Below are 16,391 nucleotides of genomic sequence, written 5' to 3' on the forward strand. Positions count from 1 at the left end.
GCTCAAGTGAGCCTTGTCAGCGCGGCGGTGAACGCGTCGGGCGGGATCCGCACCCCGCCCCCGAACGGGTTCTGCAACTGGTAGATGGCGAACAGCAGCAGCGTGACCGTACCGGCCAGAGTGGACACGATCACCAGATGCGCGGCCAGCCGGGTGCCGCCGAACAGGTTGGGCAGCAGCACCGAGATGAGACTGCCGAGAATGAGCGCGAACCAGACGACACCGCCGACCCGGCCACCCTCGACCGCGTTGAGCCGGTCCTGCCGGGCTTCGTAGACCTGCCAGAGCTGGGCGGACGCCTCGGTCTTGCGCTCGCGGAGCCAGTCGTCGTCCGAGGAGGCCTTGTCGACCGCCTTGCGCAACTGGTCGAGCTGCTTCCAGCCGACGTCGGAGACGAAGTCCCCGCCGCCCGCCATCTGCGGCCACTCCTTCTTCTCCACCGTGGAGATGTAGTCCACGCCCAGCTTCCGGACCTCGGCCTTGACCTCGTCCCCCAGGGAGTCGGCGGCCCAGACGGCGGCGACCAGGCTGTCCGCCTCGTGGTACGAGCCCTCCCGCGCCGCGCTCGCGGAGTCGAACAGGGAGATCAGGATGAACGCGACCAGTACGGCGTGCAGTCCGCCGACGATGGTGAACACCTGGCCGGCGGCGTCGTTGTTGTCGGGCCGCCCCTCGTCCCAGCCGAACTTGCGGACGAGGTAGCCGACGAATCCCGCGAGGGCCGCCGCACCGACGACCCAGGCGATGCCGGTCAGGTAAATACCCATTCGACTCCTTCCCTGCGATGACTGCTGAAACTAGTTCACGCTTCGCCGGGCGGAAAAGACCACTTGAATCAATTCATACAAGCGGCGGACGAATCCCGGATGATCATCACCGGCTCGGCCCAATTTCTCATATCGCGAAACGAATTCCGATACGCGCAGGAAAGGCGCGTCACCAGTCGGAGAGCACGGCGTCACGACCGAGTGAGGACCCGCCACAAGACGTCACCAACGGCGCCGTATACCGACATTTCGAGCAGCTTCGTGGCCTGAACGGCCGCCGGTGACTGCCACTTCCGGCCCAATCCGGCAAACAGGTGAACCTCCCGCGAGACCCGATCGAGTTGTTTGTCCGGGCATTACCGCTTGCTATGTTGACTTTGCGCCTGCCCACTCGAATGGGTATCCGCTAATTATGGAAACAGCGGTTCGCCAGGCCGCCGGCCGGTTGAGTAAACCCGTCGACTACGAGACTGAAAGGGAGTCCGTTGACGACCATCGACACCCGCACCGGTTCCCGGCCCGCAGGCGAAGTCCTGACCTGGAGCCGGAACCTGCTCGATCCGGCGCTGCGAGAGGCCGTCGACGGACTGCCCGAATCGATGCGGCTCATCGCCGGCTATCACTTCGGCTGGTGGGACGAACACGGCCATCCGTCCACTTCGGACGGAGGGAAGGCGTTGCGGCCGGCACTCGCGCTGTTGTCGGCGCAGGCTGTCGGCGGTGACGCCGAAGTCGCCGTCCCGGTGGGGGTCGCGGTCGAGCTGGTGCACAACTTCTCACTGCTGCACGACGACGTGATGGACGCCGACACCACCCGGCGGCACCGCCCGACCGCGTGGACCGTCTTCGGTACGGGCGCGGCGATCCTCGCCGGGGACGCCCTGCTGTGCCGGGCCTTCGAGGTACTGGCCCCGTTCGGACAGGTCGCGCTGCGAGTGCTGAGCACGGCCGTGATCGACCTGCTGGAGGGGCAGAGCGCGGATCTGAAGTTCGAAGAACGCGGTGACGTCGACACCGCCGAATGCGTACGCATGGCCGAGGGGAAGACCGGCGCGTTGCTCGGGGCGTCCTGCACGCTCGGCGCGCTCGCCGGGGAAGGGAGGCAGGATCAAGTCGACCGGCTGACCGAGTACGGGAGGGCACTCGGGCTGGCGTTCCAGCACATCGACGATCTCCTCGGGATCTGGGGCGATCCGGAGGTGACCGGGAAACCGGTCCATTCGGATCTTTCCAACCGGAAGAAGTCCCTGCCGGTGGTGGCCGCGCTCCACTCCGGGACCGAAGCCGGGCGAGAGCTGGACACCTTGTACCGCAAGGAAAACCTCGACGCCGCGGAATTGCCCCACGCGGCGGAGCTGGTGGAACGGGCGGGCGGCCGGTCATGGAGCCAGGAGCAGGCCGACGCACTCCTGACCGGCGCGCTGCACCATCTCGCCGTCTCGAACCCGGTGCCCCGCCCAGGCGCCGAGCTCGCGGCCCTCGCGAAACTGGTGGTACGGCGACGATATTGAAGACGGGCGCGGAAAGGCAGGGGTGGGCCGGTCGAAGCGGCCCGGCCCACCACTGTCGGGCAGCGGGGGGTCAGCGCCCGGGGCGGGTCAGCCCCTGCTCACCGGCTCCCCGGCTGAGGACGACCTCGTCGGTGGCCTTGAGCGCTTCCGCGCCGGCGTCCCCGCCCTGCCCGGCGGTGAGATCGAGCAACCGGATCGGCGGGCCGAGCTGGACCAGCGTCGGGACGTACTCGGCCTTGTCGACCTTCCAGCGTTCGCCGTCGCGCACGAACCGGAATCGCGCGGCCGCGCCCTGTTCGGTCGAGCCCTTCGGTTCCGAATGCCGGGCGACGCTGTTGCCGAGGCCGTAGGCGACCCATTTGCCGTTGATCCGCTCGAAGGGCTGAACGACGTGCGCGTGGTGGCCGATGATCAGGTCGATCGAGTCGTCACCGAGGAGTTTCTTCGCCAGTGAGCGCTGTTCGGCGGTCGCTTCGTGCTGGTACTCGGTGCCCCAGTGCAGGCTCGCGAGGACGACCTGGGCGCCCGCCTTCCGCGCGGCCTTGGCCTGGGCGATCACGTCTTCGGCGTCGATCTGGTTGACCAGCCAGGGTTTCCCCGCGGGCACCTTGATCCCGTTGAACCCGTAGGCGAAGGAGATCTGGGCGACCTTCACTCCCTTGACGTCGACGATCAGCGGCTTCTTCGCCTCTTCGGCCGAACGCGCCGAACCGGTGTGCTTGATCCCCGCCTCGTCGAGCTTGTCGAGCGTCCGCGTCGCGCCTTCCGCGCCTTGGTCGATCGTGTGGTTGGACGCCGTCGAGCAGTTGTCGTACCCGGTGTCCTTGAGCGCGTCGACGATCTCGGGCGGCGCGCTGAACGACGGGTAGCCGCTGTACGGCCCGCCCTTCGGCGCGAGCGGGGTCTCCAGATGACAGATGCCGAGGTCGGCCCCGGAGATCAGCGGTTCGATCCCGGCCAGCAGGGGCCGGTAGTCGATCTCGCCCTTGCCGTCCTCCTTGGCCTGGTCGGTCAGCGCGGGGTGGATCAGCACGTCACCGGTGGCGACCACGGTGAACGACCCGTCCGGCGCCTGGCTCGTCTGGGGCTGCGCCTCGGAAGCGACGGGTGGCTGCTGGTCCTCGGGGGCCGCGCCGCACGCGGCGAGCAGCAGGGCGGCGCCGAGGAGGGCGCTGGTCTGACGGGCGCGGGAGCTGAACATCGGTTCCCTCGATCGGGTGACAAGTCCCTTTCATCCTGCCTTACGCCGAATGGGTACGACACCCAACCAAAGTCAACAAGACCGATCGGACAAACTTCGGACAAGTTCCACAGGACCGCTCGCCGTAGTGCACGGCTTCCGACATGCGATTAGTACGACCACAGCCGTCCTTCGTGACTCAATCGCGCCTTGACGTCACCCGGAAGAGTGCTTAGTAATACGAGTCACACTCTTCCGCTTCGTCCTGGGAGCATTCGATGTCCACAGCTTCGCACAGGTCCCTGCCCTGGCGCATTGTTGGTTCTTGTTTGATTGCCGGTGTCGTGTTGACCGGCTGCTCCTCCGGCAAGGAAGCCGCCGCGCCGCAGCAGCAGGCCCCCGCGAGCGGCAAGGTCACCCTCTTCTACCTGCAGAAACAGGGCGATCAGCAGTACTTCGTCGAACAGGCGCAGGGCGCGCAGGAGAAGGCGAAGGAGCTGGGCGTCGAGCTCAAGGTCGTCAACCTCGGGCAGGACGCCAACAAGGCGATCACCGAACTCGACGCCGCGCTCGCGCAGGGCGCCAACGGCATCGCGATCGTCGTCCCGGACCAGGCCATCGGCCCGCAGGTACTCGACAAGGCCAAGAGCGCGGGCATCCCGATCATCGCCTCCGACGATGTGATCAAGGACGGCGGCGGCACGAAGTCGCCGTTCGTGGGCTTCAACGGATCACAGATGGGCGATTCGGTCGGCAAGGAGGCCGCGAAGCTGTTCAAGGCGGCGGGATGGACGGCGGCCGACACCAAGATCATCAGTGCTTACAAGCAGGACCTGACCGTGTGCTCGGATCGTGTGTCCGCCGCGAAGGCCGCGTTCGACAAGGACGCCGGCGCCCAGGTCCCGGTGATCGAGGTCGGCACCGACAACACCCCGGTGGACGCGCAGAACCGCACCGGCGCCGTGATCGGCTCGAACCCGGGCGTCAAGCACTGGGTGGTCTGGGGCTGCAACGACGAGAACGAGACCGGTGCGGTGACGGCGCTCGCGAACTCGGGCGTCGCCGCGGACGACATCATCGGCGTCGGCCTCGGCGCGTACCTGACCTGCAAGGACTGGGCCGCGGGCAAGGACACCGGCAACAAGTCGGCGCTGTTCATCTCCGGCGCCGAGGTCGGCCGCACCGCGATCCAGCTGCTCGTGGACAAGGTGAAGAACTCCAAGGACCTGCCCCCGGAGACGATCGCGAAGACCCAGATCGTCACCAAGGACAACTACAAGCAGGCCGGCGTCAACTGCATCTGATCCCGCGTGGAGGCGTTTCCATGGCCACATCCGAACCCGCGGCGGCGCTGACCGCCGAAGGGATCAGCAAACGGTTCTCCGGGGTGACGGCGCTCGACGGCGTCACCCTGGACTTCCGGCCCGGCGAGGTCCTCGCGCTGATGGGCGAGAACGGCGCCGGGAAGTCCACCCTGCTGCGCGTGCTGTCCGGCGACCACGGTCCCGACGACGGGCACCTGCTGATCGACGGCGCTCCGGTGACCTTCGACAGCCCGCGCGCCGCGATGGCCGCCGGGGTCCGGGTGATCTACCAGGAGCCGGAGATCATCCCGCACGTTTCGGTGGCGGAGAACGTCTTCGTCGGCGAACTGCCCGCGCGGGGACGGCTGGTCAACCGCCGGACCCTGCACCGGATGACACAGGAAGCGTTGCGGGAGTATGGGTTCGAGGGCGTGCTGCGGCCGGAGACGCTCGGGAGCAGGCTGTCCGCCGCGCAACGGCAGCTGGTCGAGATCCTGCGGGTGCTCACCGCGACGACGCCGCCGAAGGTGATCGCGTTCGACGAGCCGACGTCGTCGCTGTCCGAACACGAGGTCGACGCGTTGTTCGCGCTGATCCGGCGGCTGCGCGGCAGCGGGGTGGCGGTCGTCTACGTCTCCCACCGGATGAAGGAGATCTTCCAGCTCGCGGACCGCGTGGCGGTGCTGCGCGACGGACGGCTGATCGGCGTGAAGGACGCCACCGCCACCGACGAGAACCAGTTGGTGCGCATGATGATCGGCCGCGACCTGTCCACTTTGGAGCGCAGGGTCACCCAGGAGACCGGCCGGGTCGTGCTGCGGCTCGACCACGTCACCACCGACGACGTCACCGACATCTCCCTGCAGGTCCGGGCGGGCGAGGTCGTCTGTCTCGCCGGGCTGGTCGGTGCCGGGCGTTCCGAACTCGCGCACGCGATCGTCGGCGACCTGCCGGTGCGCTCGGGCACCGTCGAACTGGACGGGAAACCGTTGCGCGCCCGCACTCCCGGCGACGCGGTCAAGGCGGGGATCGGGTTCGCTCCGGAGGAACGCAAGACCGACGCGTTGCTGATGCAGCGGTCCGTGCGGGACAACGTCTCCATCGCCGTACTGGACCGGCTGCGCCGGTTCCGGGTGGTGCGGCGGGCCAAGGAGCGCGAACTCGTCGCCGAGTACGTGCACGAACTGCGGGTGCGGACGCCGTCGATGGAGCAGGAGGTCCGCAAGCTCTCCGGCGGCAACCAGCAGAAGACCGTCCTCGCCCGCTGGCTCGCGCGGCGGCCGAAGCTGCTGATCCTCGACGAGCCGACGCGCGGTGTCGACGTCGGCGCGAAGGCCGAGATCTACCGGATCATCGACGGTCTCGCCGCCGAAGGCATCGCGCTGCTGGTGATCTCGTCCGATCTGCCCGAGGTGCTGAGCCTCGCCGACCGGATCGTCGTCCTGCGCGCGGGCCGGGTCGCCGGGGAGATCGACCGCGACGACGCGACCGAGGAAGCCGTGCTGACCCTGGCCATCCCCGCCACCGAACCCGCCGTCGAAGAAGACCAGGAGATCGCCTCGTGAGCACCCCCACGCGCACCGAATCCGAAGAACGGTCCGCCTCTTCCGGCACGGAGACCGAGCGGGTCTCCCCCGCCCGGCGGGTGCTGACCGCGATCGGCGTGCAGAACTCGAGCCTGCTGCTCACCCTGATCGCGCTGGTGATCCTGATGAGCTCGCTGAACGAGAACTTCTTCCGCACCAACAACCTGCTGCTGATCGGCAGCGCGATCACCATCATGGGCCTGCTGTCGCTGGTGCAGACCCTGGTGATCATCCTCGGCGCGCTGGACATCTCGGTCGGCTCGATGGCCGGGCTCGCGTCGGTGGTGTCGGCGATGGTGTTCACCTCGACCGGCTCTTCCGCGGTCGGCACGCTGGCCGCGATCGGTGTCGGCGTGGTGTGCGGCCTGGTAAACGGCATGATCATCATCTTCGGCCGGGTCAACCCGGTGGTCGCGACACTGGCGATGCTCGCGACGTACAAGGGCATCGCGCAGGTGATCTCGGACGGCAAGGCGCAAGGCTACACCGGCGCCGACGACCTGTTCATCTTCCTGGCCAAGGGGTCCATCGCCGGGCTGCCGACGCTGGTGTGGGTGTTCCTGATCGTCGCGGCGATCCTGCACTTCCTGTTGCGCTACACCGACATCGGCCGCAACATCTACGCGATCGGCGGCAACGACACCGCCGCGCGGCTGGCCGGGATCAACATCAACCGCTACATCATCGGCGTGTACGCCCTCGTCGGTGTGGTCGCGGCGATCGCGGGCCTGCTGATCACCGCGCGCACCGGGTCCGGGCAGCCGACTTCCGGCTCCGAAGGGCTCGAACTGCTGGCCGTCACCGGCGCCGCGCTCGGCGGCACGATGCTCAAGGGCGGCAAGGGATCCATCATCAGCACGGTGCTGGCGGTGATCATCCTGGGCGTGCTCAACAACGGGATGTCCGGGCTCGGCGTCAACCCCTTCTGGCAGAACATGGCGACCGGGTCCCTGCTCGTCATCGCCGTCGTGCTCCAGCAGGTCCGCGGCGGGGAACGCCGGGTCGGCCTGCCCGTATGACCCGGCATGCCCGGATCGTCGACGAACTGGGCAGGCTGATCGTTTCCGGTGTTTTCGGGACCGAGCGGCCGATCGTGCCGGAAGACCTCGGCCGCCGGTTCGCCGCGTCGCGCACGGTGGTGCGGGAAGCGTTGCGGGTGCTGGAAACCAAGGGCATGGTGACGGCGCGGCCGCGGGTCGGTACCTGGACGCGGCCGCCGGAGCACTGGGACGCGATCGATCCGGACGTCATCGCCTGGCGGGTCGCCGGCCCCGAACGCTCCCGGCATCTGGCGGAACTGCACGAACTGCGGCTGGCGATCGAACCGCAGGCGGCGAGAATGGCCGCGTGGCACCGTCGCCCGGACGAACTCGCGGTCCTCGTCGCGGCGTACGGGCTGATGGCCGACGCCACCGATCTCCCGGCGTTCCAGGAAGCCGACCGGGCGTTCCACGCGGCCCTGCTCCGCGCGTCCGGCAACCCCTTGATCGCGCAGTTGCACGTCCCGGTCGTCGCGGTGCTGGACGAGGTCCCCGGCGACGACATGCTCGCGGCGCATTCACTCGTGGTGGCGACGGTGCTCGGAAAGGACGGTGACGGAGCGGAAACGGCGTCACGCCGCTTACTGGAAACCGTTGTGCCGTACCGCTCATCGGCATCTTGACACCCTGAGTGGTACACACCATTCTCGATTCCGGGTTTCCGGGCACGGAGGCTCACCGCCGCCGCGAAGTGCTTGAGGAGGACGCTTCATGCGTTTCCCCGGAATTCGCCGGGTCACCTTGTTCGCCGCCGCGGCACTGGGCGCGAGCCTGCTGGCCGTGCCGCACGCCGTCGCCGCGGAACAGTGCTCCGTGGCGAAGTCGATGATCGCGGCGGGCGACTACTGGGTCACCCACGGGACGGATCTCGCCACGAATTCGTGGCAGAACGGCACCTTCCACGTCGGGAACCTCGCGCTGGTGCGGACGACGGGCGTCTCGAACCACAAGACACTTCCGTGGGCGCAGGACAACAAGTACCTGCTGCAAAGTGATCCGGCGCGGCCGTTCTTCCCCGATTTCCAGGCCGCCGGCGAGGCGTATCTGGACCTGTACTCCTTCCACCCCGACGCCCCGGTGATCGCCGACGTCCGCAAGCGGGTCGCGGACGAGGTCGCCAGTGTCGAGCGGGGCGATACCGGCTACTGGGACTACGTCGACGCGCTGAACATGGCGATGCCGTCGCTGGCCAGGATCGGAGTCATGGACGGCAGCGAGCCGACCCTGGCCGCGATGCGGAAACTGTTCCGCTCGGCGGAAAAGAAGCTGTACGACGACGCGCTGGGGCTTTGGCGCCGCGACGCGGGCAGCGACGCCTACTGGTCGCGCGGCAACGGCTGGGCGCTCGCCGCGCTGGCGAAGGTGCTGCAGGTCCTGCCTTCCGGCGATCCGCGCCGTCCGGAGTTGCTGCGGGTGTTCACGAAGATGGCGAACACGCTGTGGTTCCTGCAGCGGCGGGACGGCTTCTGGAACACGGATCTGCTGCGGCCGTGGAACCACGGCGGCCCGGAGAGCAGCGGGACGGCGCTGATCACGTACGGGCTCGCGTGGGGCGTCAACGCCGGGATCCTCGACCAGGGCAAGTACCGGCGCACCGTCGACAAGGCCTGGGAAGCGTTGTCCACCAAGGCTTTGCGGGCGGACGGATTCTTCGGCTACGTGCAGCCGGTCGCTTCCGGCCCCGGTCCCGTCCGGGCCGGTGACACGGGCGCACACGGCGTCGGCGCGTTCCTGATCGCCGGTCAGCAGGTGGCCCGCCTCACCCCGGCCTGCTCCTGACGCGTTTCGTCCTCTGAATGCTGTTCTTGTACAAGAAAGAACAGCATTCAGAGGACGAAACGCGGGAGTCAGGCCAGGCAGTCGGAGGGGTCGCCGCGGCGCAGGGCCGGGTCGTCCTGAGGAAAGGTGCGTGCCACGCCCGGGCCGCTGGACCGCGTTTCGAACCGCACGGTCACCCGCCCGTGCCCGGCGCCCTGCACCCAGCCGCTCCCGTGCTCTTCGTGCACGACGTCGTCCCCAGGCCGCCAGCTCGACGACGGGACCGCGGCCGCCGGAGCGGGCGCCCGCTCGACCACGGGCACGTCCGGGACCGGGACGGACAGCGTGAACAGCGGATCCTGATGCGGCACCGAAAGCCCGGAGAGCGCGACCCCGGCCAGCCGGACCCCGCCGAACTCGGTCGGGTCGATCAGCAGCCGTTCCGCCATCGAGGCGAGCTGGTCGAATTCGTCGGTGGGCGAAGCCATCGTCTCCGACCGCGTCACCGTGCTGAAGTCGGTGTGCCGCAGCTTCACCACCACCGTCCGCGCGACCCGGCCGGCGTTGATCAGCCGCCGATGCGCGTGCACGGCGAGATCGCGGACCTCGCGCCGCAGGCTCGGCAGGTCGATCAGGTCCCGGTCGAAGGTCGTCTCGGCGCTGACCTGTTTGAGTTCCGCGCGGTCGGACACCGGCCGGTCGTCGACGCCGGTGGCCAGGCGCCGCAGGTCCCGGCCGACCACACTGCCCAAAGTGGACACCGCGTCGGCGTCGGTGAGCGCGGTCAGCTGGCCAAGGGTCCGGACGCCGATCGCCCGCAGCTTGCCTTCCGCCACCGGGCCGATCCCCCACAGCACCCTGGTCGGCAGCGGGGCGAGGAAGTCGCGTTCGGTGCCCTGGTCGACGACGAGCAGCCCGTCCGGTTTCGCCAGATCCGAGGCTACTTTCGCGACCTGCTTCCCCGACGCCGCCCCGATCGACGCCACCAGGCCGATCTCGGACCGGATGTGCTCACGCAGGCGGGTACCGAAGTCCCGTACCTCGGCCGAGGTGGCCCCGGCCAGCGACGGCGGTTCCGCGAAGGCCTCGTCGAGCGAGATCCGTTCCAGCACGGGCGCGTACGTGGCGACGAGGTCGAACACCCGGGTGCTCAGCAGTTCGTACAGTTTGAACCGCGGCGGCAGGATCACCCCGCCTGCCGGCAGCAGCCGTCGCGCCTGCGACATCGGCATCGCCGATTTGATCCCGTGTTCGCGCGCCTGGTAGCTCGCCCCGGCGACCACGCCACGCGGGCCCGCGCCGCCGACCAGGACGGCACGCTTCGCCAGGGTCGGCCGGGTCAGCTGTTCACAGGAGGCGTAGAACGCGTCCATGTCGAGGTGGATGACCCACCGGTCATGCCCGCCCATCGCCCGGTACCTCGAGAAGACGGTGCAGGGCCTTCGTGTACTCCTCGAACGCGGCCCGGCCCCGGGTGGTCAGCTCGACCAGCGTAACCGGCGTGCGGTGTTCGAAGGCCTTGGTGATCTCGACGTAGCCGGCGTCCTCCAGTTTGCGCAGATGCGTCGACAGGTTGCCGGGCGTCATGTCCAGCAACTGCTGCAACCGCGGGAAAGTGATGCGGTCCCCCGGCCCCAGACTGGACAGCGCCACGGTGACCCGCAGCCGCGCCTGCGCGTGGATCACCGGGTCGAGCTGCGGCAGCCCGTCTTCGCTCATCGCGACCGCACCAGGAAGACCAGTGACGCCACCAGGAAGCCACCGCCGCCCGCGAGACTCAGCACGAGGAAGTTGTGCGGTCCCCCGGCCAGCACGCTCGCCGCGCCGCACGCGATGATCCACACGCCGAGGCCGTACTGCAGCTTGCTCTGCCACAGCATCCCGCCCGCGAGGTACATCAGGCCGGTCAGCATGAGCGAGGTGCCGGACCACAGCAGCGGGATCAGGTCGGCGTCGAGGCCGAGGCGCATCAGCGCGGTGTTCACCACCGTCAGGCCGCCGAACGCGATCATCCAGCTCCAGCCGTACATCGCTCCGACGAGCCGGGACGGCCCGCGCACGCCGCGGCCGGCGCGGATGCCGTAGATCGCCGAGTACGCCATCGCGCCGGCGAACCCGGCGACGGTGATCGCCCCGGCGACCCACATCGGCATCAGGGCGGTGGGTGGCGCGGAGACGTAGACGAGCCCGAAACCGAACAGCCACACCAGCCCCCAGACGGCGAGCAGCACGGACGGATTCGGCCCGATCTCGCGCCGGGTCTGCTCCGACTGCCTGGCGATGAGCGCGAGCGACTCCTCGGGCGTCATCGGCCGCTCGTCGTCGGCCCGTTCATCCTCCACCACCTGGGAAAGCTAACACGCGGTCACAGTCTCGCCGTGTCAAGCCGGAACCTCGCCATCACCACGAGCGCGGGCACCACGAGCCAGGCCGCGAGCACTCCGAGGGCGGTCAGCGTGCTCGAACCGCCGAGTACCGGCGCGCGGCCGATCTCGCCCAGCCAGTAGGTCGGCATGAGGTGCCCGGCGGTGTTCATCCAGCCGGGCAGGATCTGCAGCGGGATCCACAGCCCGCCGAACATGCCCAGCGGCAGCATCAGCGCGCCGGTCACGGCCTGGACGGTGTCGCCCTTGCCGAACAGGCCGATCATCAGGCCCAGCACCGCGAAGGGGAGCGCCCCGAGCCACAGCGAACCGAAGATCGTCAGCCATTGGCCGGTTTCGAGCCGAATGCCGCGGATCATCCCGGCCGCGAAGATCACCAGCAGCACGGGCAGCGCGACGAACAAGCCCGCCGACACCTTGACCATCAGGTAGCCCGGCGCCCGCATCGGCGTCAGCCGCAAAGTGCGCTGCCAGCCGTCGGTGCGCTCGGTGGCGACACGGGTGCCAGTGAACAGCGCGGCGGTCATGGCGCCGTACGCGGCCATGTTCACCATCGTCACCGTCGCGGTCGAGATCCCCGGAGCGATCTCGCGGGCGCCGAAGATCCCGCCGAACAACAGGAACATCGCCAGCGGCATGCCGATGGTGAACAACGCGAACTGCGGGCTGCGGACGATGCGCTTGATCTCCAGCGCGAGGTAGTTCAGGTTCATCTCAACGCTCCTTCAGGCGCATCGGTGGTCAGCGCGATGAAGGCCTCTTCCAGTCCCATGGCGGTGATCTCGATGTTCACGGCGCGCGGGAACTCCCGCAGCAGAGCGCGGATGGCGAGGTCGGAATCGGCGCAACTCAGTTCCGCGTGCCCGGCCCGCAGCACCGCGCGCGACACCCCGGGCAACGCGGCGAGCGCGGCTTCGGTGTCTTGGGTGGCATCCGGGATGACGGCGCGCAGCATCCGGCCCGCGACCGCGGCCCGGACCTCGCCGACCGGGCCGTCCGCGACGACCCGGCCGTGCCGCATGAGCACGACACGGTCCGCGTAGTCCTCGGCCTCGGCGAGGTAGTGCGTCGCGAAGAGGACCGTGCGGCCCGTCTCGGTGTACTCGCGCATCGACGCCCAGAACCGGCGGCGCCCCTCGACGTCCATCGCCGCGGTCGGCTCGTCGAGCACCAGCAGCTCCGGATCGCCGACCAGCGCTAGCGCGAACCGCACCCGCTGCTGCTCGCCGCCGGAGAGCTTCCCGCAGCGGCGGTTCGCGTACTCGGTGACACCGGCGCGCTTGAGGACCTCGCGGGTCGGCAGCGGATTCCGGTGCAGCGAGGCGAACAGGCCGACGAGCTCGGCGACCGTGGCGTCCCTGAGCAACGTCCCGTTCTGGGCCATCGCGCCGACCGTCCCCCGGTCCATCGCCTCGGCCGCGCTGACCCCGGCGACCCGGACCTGGCCCGAATCCGGCCTGGTCAGGCCCAGCAGCATGTCGATCGTGGTGGATTTGCCCGCCCCGTTCGGTCCCAGCAGCGCCACCACCTCCCCCGGTGCGACCCGCACACTGACGTCGTCGACGGCCAGGACGTCACCGAAGCGCTTCACCAGCCCTTCGAGGCTGAACGCGTCCGCCATGACTCTCCCCCTTCGAGCACTCTGAACTACAAAGCTCACTCCGCACTTTGTAACACAAAGCTCCCTGCGGCGGAAACCCCGAAGCGCGTGAAGGCCCCCTTCCCTCGGCTGAGCCGAGGGAAGGGGGCCTTCACGCGCATTCCGTCAGGCGGGTTAGGCAGGCACCCGGGAGGTATCCGCGCCGGAGGTGGAGGCGGAGACCGCCGGTGGGGTGGGCACCGGGAGCGGCAGCGGCGCGCATTCGACGTCGGCCGTCCGCCCCGGCTTGCGGTCGGGCAGCGCCCCGGTCGCCAGGTAGTCGGCGATCCGGTTGTCGACGCACGCGTTGCCGCGCGGCGTGATCGCGTGGCTCGTGCCGCCCGGCTCACCGATCAGGCGAGCGCCGGGGAACCGGCTCCGCACTTCGAGGCTGCCTTCGTACGGCGTCGCCGCGTCGAGCGTCTCACCGATCATCAGCACGCTCGGCACCTTGCTGCCATCGACCTTCACCGGCTTGCCGGGCTTCGCGGGCCAGTACAGGCAAGGCCCGTTGTACCAGGCGTTCTGCCAGGTGAAGTACGGCGCCTTCTGGTAGGTCCGCCAGTTGTCGTGCTTCCACTGCTGCCAGCTCTGCGGCCACTTCACGTCGGTGCACTGGACGGCGAGGTAGACGGCATAACCGTTGTCGTCGCCACGGCCGCTGAAGCCCTCGAACAGCCCCTTCATGGTCTGCCAGTCGCCCTTGTTGACGAACTTCGCCAGCGCGTCACCGAGCAACGGCCAGCGCAGCTGGTAGTAGGAGGCTTGGTTGAAGACGTCGAGGAGTTCGTCCGGCCCGATGTAGCCGCCCGCCGGGACCGCCGCGACCTTCTTCAGCTGTTCGTCGAAGACCTGCTTCACCGCGGCCTGGGTCTTGCCGAGGTGGTAGGCGTCGTCGTGCGAAGCGACCCAGCCGAACCAGATGTTGAGGTTGACGTCGTAGGCGAGATCCTGGTTCAGGTTGGCCTGGTACCAGACGTTGCGGGGGTCCACAGTGGAATCGAGGATCATCCGCCGGACGTGCTGCGGGTACAGCGTCCCGTAGACCTGGCCGAGATAGGTGCCGTAGGAGTAGCCGTAGAAGTTGAGCTTCTCCACGTCGAGCGCCTTGCGGATGCTGTCCATGTCCTTGACCGTGTCGGTCGTCTTGATGTTCTCCAGCAGCCCGCGGCTGTTCTTGTCCGCGCACGCGTCGGCGTAGGACTTCGAGCGCTGAAGCCAGGTCTTCTCCAGCTGCCGCGTCGTCGGCAGGTAGTTCGGCCGGTTGTAGTCCATGTAGTTCGGGATGCACGAAAGCGCGGGCTTGCTGGAGCCGACGCCGCGCGGGTCGAAACCGACCCAGTCGTAGGCGTCGCCCGCGTGGTTCGGCACGCGCGGCCCGCGGGTCGCGAGCAGCAGCCCGGAACCACCGGGGCCGCCCGGGTTGGTGAGCAGGACGCCTTGATACTGCGCTTCGGGCGTCTTGTGCTTGACGCGGCTGAGCGCGAGCTGGATCTTCTCGCCGCGCGGCCGCGAGTAGTCCAGCGGGACCGGCAGGAAACCGCATTCGGCGCCGGCGGCGATCAACGCCGGATCGGTGCACGCTCCCCAGGTGATCGTCTCGGCGGGCTGCGCCGACTCCGCCGCGCCGGCGGGCGTGGTCACCGCGACCGAGGCGAGCGTGGCCACGGCCAGCGCGGTGATGAGAACACGTCTCAAGGTTTCTCCCTTTCCCTCCAAAGGTGAAAGCCCCGAAACCCTATCCACGTCCGTGACCGGCGGAAGCGTTCCGGCGAAGGTACCTACCAACGGCGGGTCCCGATCGCGGCAAACCGGGCAGCCGGTTAATCACTTGGGAGGCCGCGCGCGACGGGTTAGGATCCCGATCATGATCTACTACGTCCGCATCCGCACCGCCTGAGACGGCGTGACCGCCGGGCCGCCCGCGATCGGGTGGCCCCCTTTCTGCGCGCCGTCTGACGTCCCTTCACGGATCCAGACAGGACATCATGCAGAACCACCACATCGGGATGATCGGCTGCACCGCGCCGAGTCACATCTATCCGTCGCTGGCGATCATCCGTGAGCTGGTCGCTCGCGGGCACCGCGTCAGCTACGTCGTGGGCGAGCCGCTCACCGGGCTGATCGAACCGACCGGCGCCGAGGTCGTCCCGCACCCCTCGATCCTCCCGCTCGGCGACCAGTCGGCGTGGCCGGAGGACCCTGCGTCGCAGATGCGGGTCTTCCTCGACGAGGGCATCCAGGCGATGCCGGTGCTGACCGGGTTCTACGACGACAACCGCCCGGACCTGTTGCTGTACGACATCGGCGGGCTCCCGGCGCCCCTGCTCGCCAGGCGCTACGGCGTTCCGGCGGTGCAGCTCTCCCCGACGTATGTCGCTTGGGAAGGCTACGAAGAGGACATGGGCGAGATCCTCACCTCGATCCGGTCCTCACCGTCCGGAAAGGACTACTACACCACTTTCACCCAGTGGCTGAACGAAAACGGGATCGAGGCCGACGCCTGGGACTGGATCTCCCATCCGGAGCAGGTGCTCGCGCTGCTGCCGAGGGCGATGCAGCCGAACGTCGAGCGGGTGCCGTCGTCGGTCCGGTTCGTCGGCCCGGCGCTGGACCCGGAACGGCTCGCCGACCGGAGCTGGACCCCGCCCGCGAACGGCAAGAAGGTCCTGCTGATGTCGCTCGGCACGGCGTTCACCGACCAGCTCGACCTGTTCCGCGCGTGCGTGGACGGGTTCCGCGACTCGGACTGGCACGTCGTCATCTCGATCGGGCAGACCGACCCGGCCGAACTCGGGCCGCTGCCCGAGCACATCGAGGTGCACCAGTTCGTCCCGCAGCTCGCGGTGCTGGAGGCCGCGTCGGCCTTCATCACGCACGCCGGTATGGGCGGCAGCACGGAATCGCTGTGGTACGGCGTGCCGACCGTCGCGATCCCGCTGGCCACCGACGGTTTCGGCAACGCGGCGAAACTGGCGGAACTGGGCGTCGGTGAGGAACTCGCGGCCTCCGACGTGACGGCCTCGACGTTGCGGGCCGCCGTCGAGCGGGTCGCCGGGTCGCCTTCGGTGGCGGCGCGGCTCGCCGAGGTGCGGGCGGAGACTCGGGGGAACGGCGGGATCGAACGGGCGGCCGACGCCGTTGAGTCCTTCCTGAAGTAGCCCTGCCCACTGCAATGAAGGGGCCTTTCATAGCAAAATTTGCTATGAAAGGCCCCTTCAT

15 protein-coding genes are annotated in these 16,391 nt (G+C 68.7%); 7 read left to right on the top strand and 8 right to left on the bottom strand.

Going from position 1 to position 16,391, the window contains the following annotated elements; translation table 11 throughout:
• Positions 1-2 precede the first annotated feature (2 nt).
• Entirely contained in the window at positions 3-767 is a 765-nt protein-coding gene (locus IE302_RS31090) for a bestrophin-like domain (protein ID WP_191257997.1), read from the bottom strand.
• A 485-nt stretch (positions 768-1,252) separates the two neighbouring features.
• Here IE302_RS31090 and IE302_RS31095 point away from each other — a divergent pair, with 485 nt between their 5' ends.
• Positions 1,253-2,278: a family 2 encapsulin nanocompartment cargo protein polyprenyl transferase gene (locus IE302_RS31095; protein WP_191257998.1), complete on the top strand. Its 1,026-nt coding sequence runs from the start codon at positions 1,253-1,255 to the stop codon at positions 2,276-2,278.
• A gap of 70 nt (positions 2,279-2,348) precedes the next feature.
• Here the strand turns inward: IE302_RS31095 and IE302_RS31100 are convergent, their stop codons facing one another.
• On the bottom strand, positions 2,349-3,479 hold the full coding sequence (locus tag IE302_RS31100; protein ID WP_191257999.1) for a CapA family protein: 1,131 nt from the start codon (positions 3,477-3,479) through the stop codon (positions 2,349-2,351).
• A gap of 323 nt (positions 3,480-3,802) precedes the next feature.
• Here IE302_RS31100 and IE302_RS31105 point away from each other — a divergent pair, with 323 nt between their 5' ends.
• The 5 genes from IE302_RS31105 to IE302_RS31125 all read left to right on the top strand — a co-directional run bounded on the left by IE302_RS31105 (position 3,803) and on the right by IE302_RS31125 (position 9,167).
• Positions 3,803-4,762 carry a substrate-binding domain-containing protein gene (locus IE302_RS31105; RefSeq protein WP_229908036.1) on the top strand — a complete coding sequence of 320 codons (960 nt, stop codon included), beginning with the start codon at positions 3,803-3,805 and terminating at the stop codon, positions 4,760-4,762.
• A 20-nt stretch (positions 4,763-4,782) separates the two neighbouring features.
• Complete coding sequence (locus IE302_RS31110) at positions 4,783-6,327, top strand: sugar ABC transporter ATP-binding protein (protein WP_191258001.1); 1,545 nt, start codon at positions 4,783-4,785, stop codon at positions 6,325-6,327.
• Positions 6,324-7,367, top strand: coding sequence for an ABC transporter permease (locus IE302_RS31115; RefSeq protein WP_191258002.1), 1,044 nt, complete (start codon positions 6,324-6,326; stop codon positions 7,365-7,367). Before IE302_RS31110 ends, IE302_RS31115 begins: the two co-directional genes overlap by 4 nt.
• A complete protein-coding gene (locus IE302_RS31120) occupies positions 7,364-8,011 on the top strand; it encodes a FadR/GntR family transcriptional regulator (RefSeq protein WP_191258003.1) in 648 nt (215 codons plus the stop codon). Before IE302_RS31115 ends, IE302_RS31120 begins: the two co-directional genes overlap by 4 nt.
• An 88-nt stretch (positions 8,012-8,099) precedes the next feature.
• Positions 8,100-9,167 (top strand): glycoside hydrolase family 88 protein, encoded by a 1,068-nt coding sequence (locus IE302_RS31125; RefSeq protein WP_191258004.1) that lies wholly within the window; start codon positions 8,100-8,102, stop codon positions 9,165-9,167.
• A 68-nt stretch (positions 9,168-9,235) separates the two neighbouring features.
• Here the strand turns inward: IE302_RS31125 and IE302_RS31130 are convergent, their stop codons facing one another.
• The 6 genes from IE302_RS31130 to IE302_RS31155 form a co-directional block, all read right to left on the bottom strand.
• Positions 9,236-10,555, bottom strand: a complete 1,320-nt coding sequence (locus IE302_RS31130; protein WP_191258005.1) for a DNA polymerase IV — start codon at positions 10,553-10,555, stop codon at positions 9,236-9,238.
• Positions 10,542-10,865 (bottom strand): transcriptional regulator, encoded by a 324-nt coding sequence (locus IE302_RS31135; RefSeq protein WP_020634259.1) that lies wholly within the window; start codon positions 10,863-10,865, stop codon positions 10,542-10,544. Before IE302_RS31135 ends, IE302_RS31130 begins: the two co-directional genes overlap by 14 nt.
• Complete coding sequence (locus IE302_RS31140) at positions 10,862-11,491, bottom strand: hypothetical protein (protein WP_191258006.1); 630 nt, start codon at positions 11,489-11,491, stop codon at positions 10,862-10,864. Before IE302_RS31140 ends, IE302_RS31135 begins: the two co-directional genes overlap by 4 nt.
• Positions 11,492-11,511: 20 nt before the next feature.
• Entirely contained in the window at positions 11,512-12,243 is a 732-nt protein-coding gene (locus IE302_RS31145) for an ABC transporter permease (protein ID WP_191258007.1), read from the bottom strand.
• Positions 12,240-13,151: an ABC transporter ATP-binding protein gene (locus tag IE302_RS31150; protein WP_191258008.1), complete on the bottom strand. Its 912-nt coding sequence runs from the start codon at positions 13,149-13,151 to the stop codon at positions 12,240-12,242. The genes IE302_RS31145 and IE302_RS31150 overlap by 4 nt, the downstream gene beginning before the upstream one ends.
• Positions 13,152-13,304: 153 nt before the next feature.
• Entirely contained in the window at positions 13,305-14,867 is a 1,563-nt protein-coding gene (locus IE302_RS31155; protein ID WP_191258009.1) for an alpha/beta fold hydrolase, read from the bottom strand.
• Positions 14,868-15,157: 290 nt separating this feature from the next.
• Between IE302_RS31155 and IE302_RS31160 the strand changes: the two genes are divergently transcribed.
• Positions 15,158-16,330 carry a macrolide family glycosyltransferase gene (locus tag IE302_RS31160; protein WP_191258010.1) on the top strand — a complete coding sequence of 391 codons (1,173 nt, stop codon included), beginning with the start codon at positions 15,158-15,160 and terminating at the stop codon, positions 16,328-16,330.
• Positions 16,331-16,391: the final 61 nt, after the last annotated feature.

The sequence above is a fragment of the Amycolatopsis oliviviridis genome, assembly GCF_014654365.1.
GTDB classification, from domain to species: domain Bacteria; phylum Actinomycetota; class Actinomycetes; order Mycobacteriales; family Pseudonocardiaceae; genus Amycolatopsis; species Amycolatopsis oliviviridis.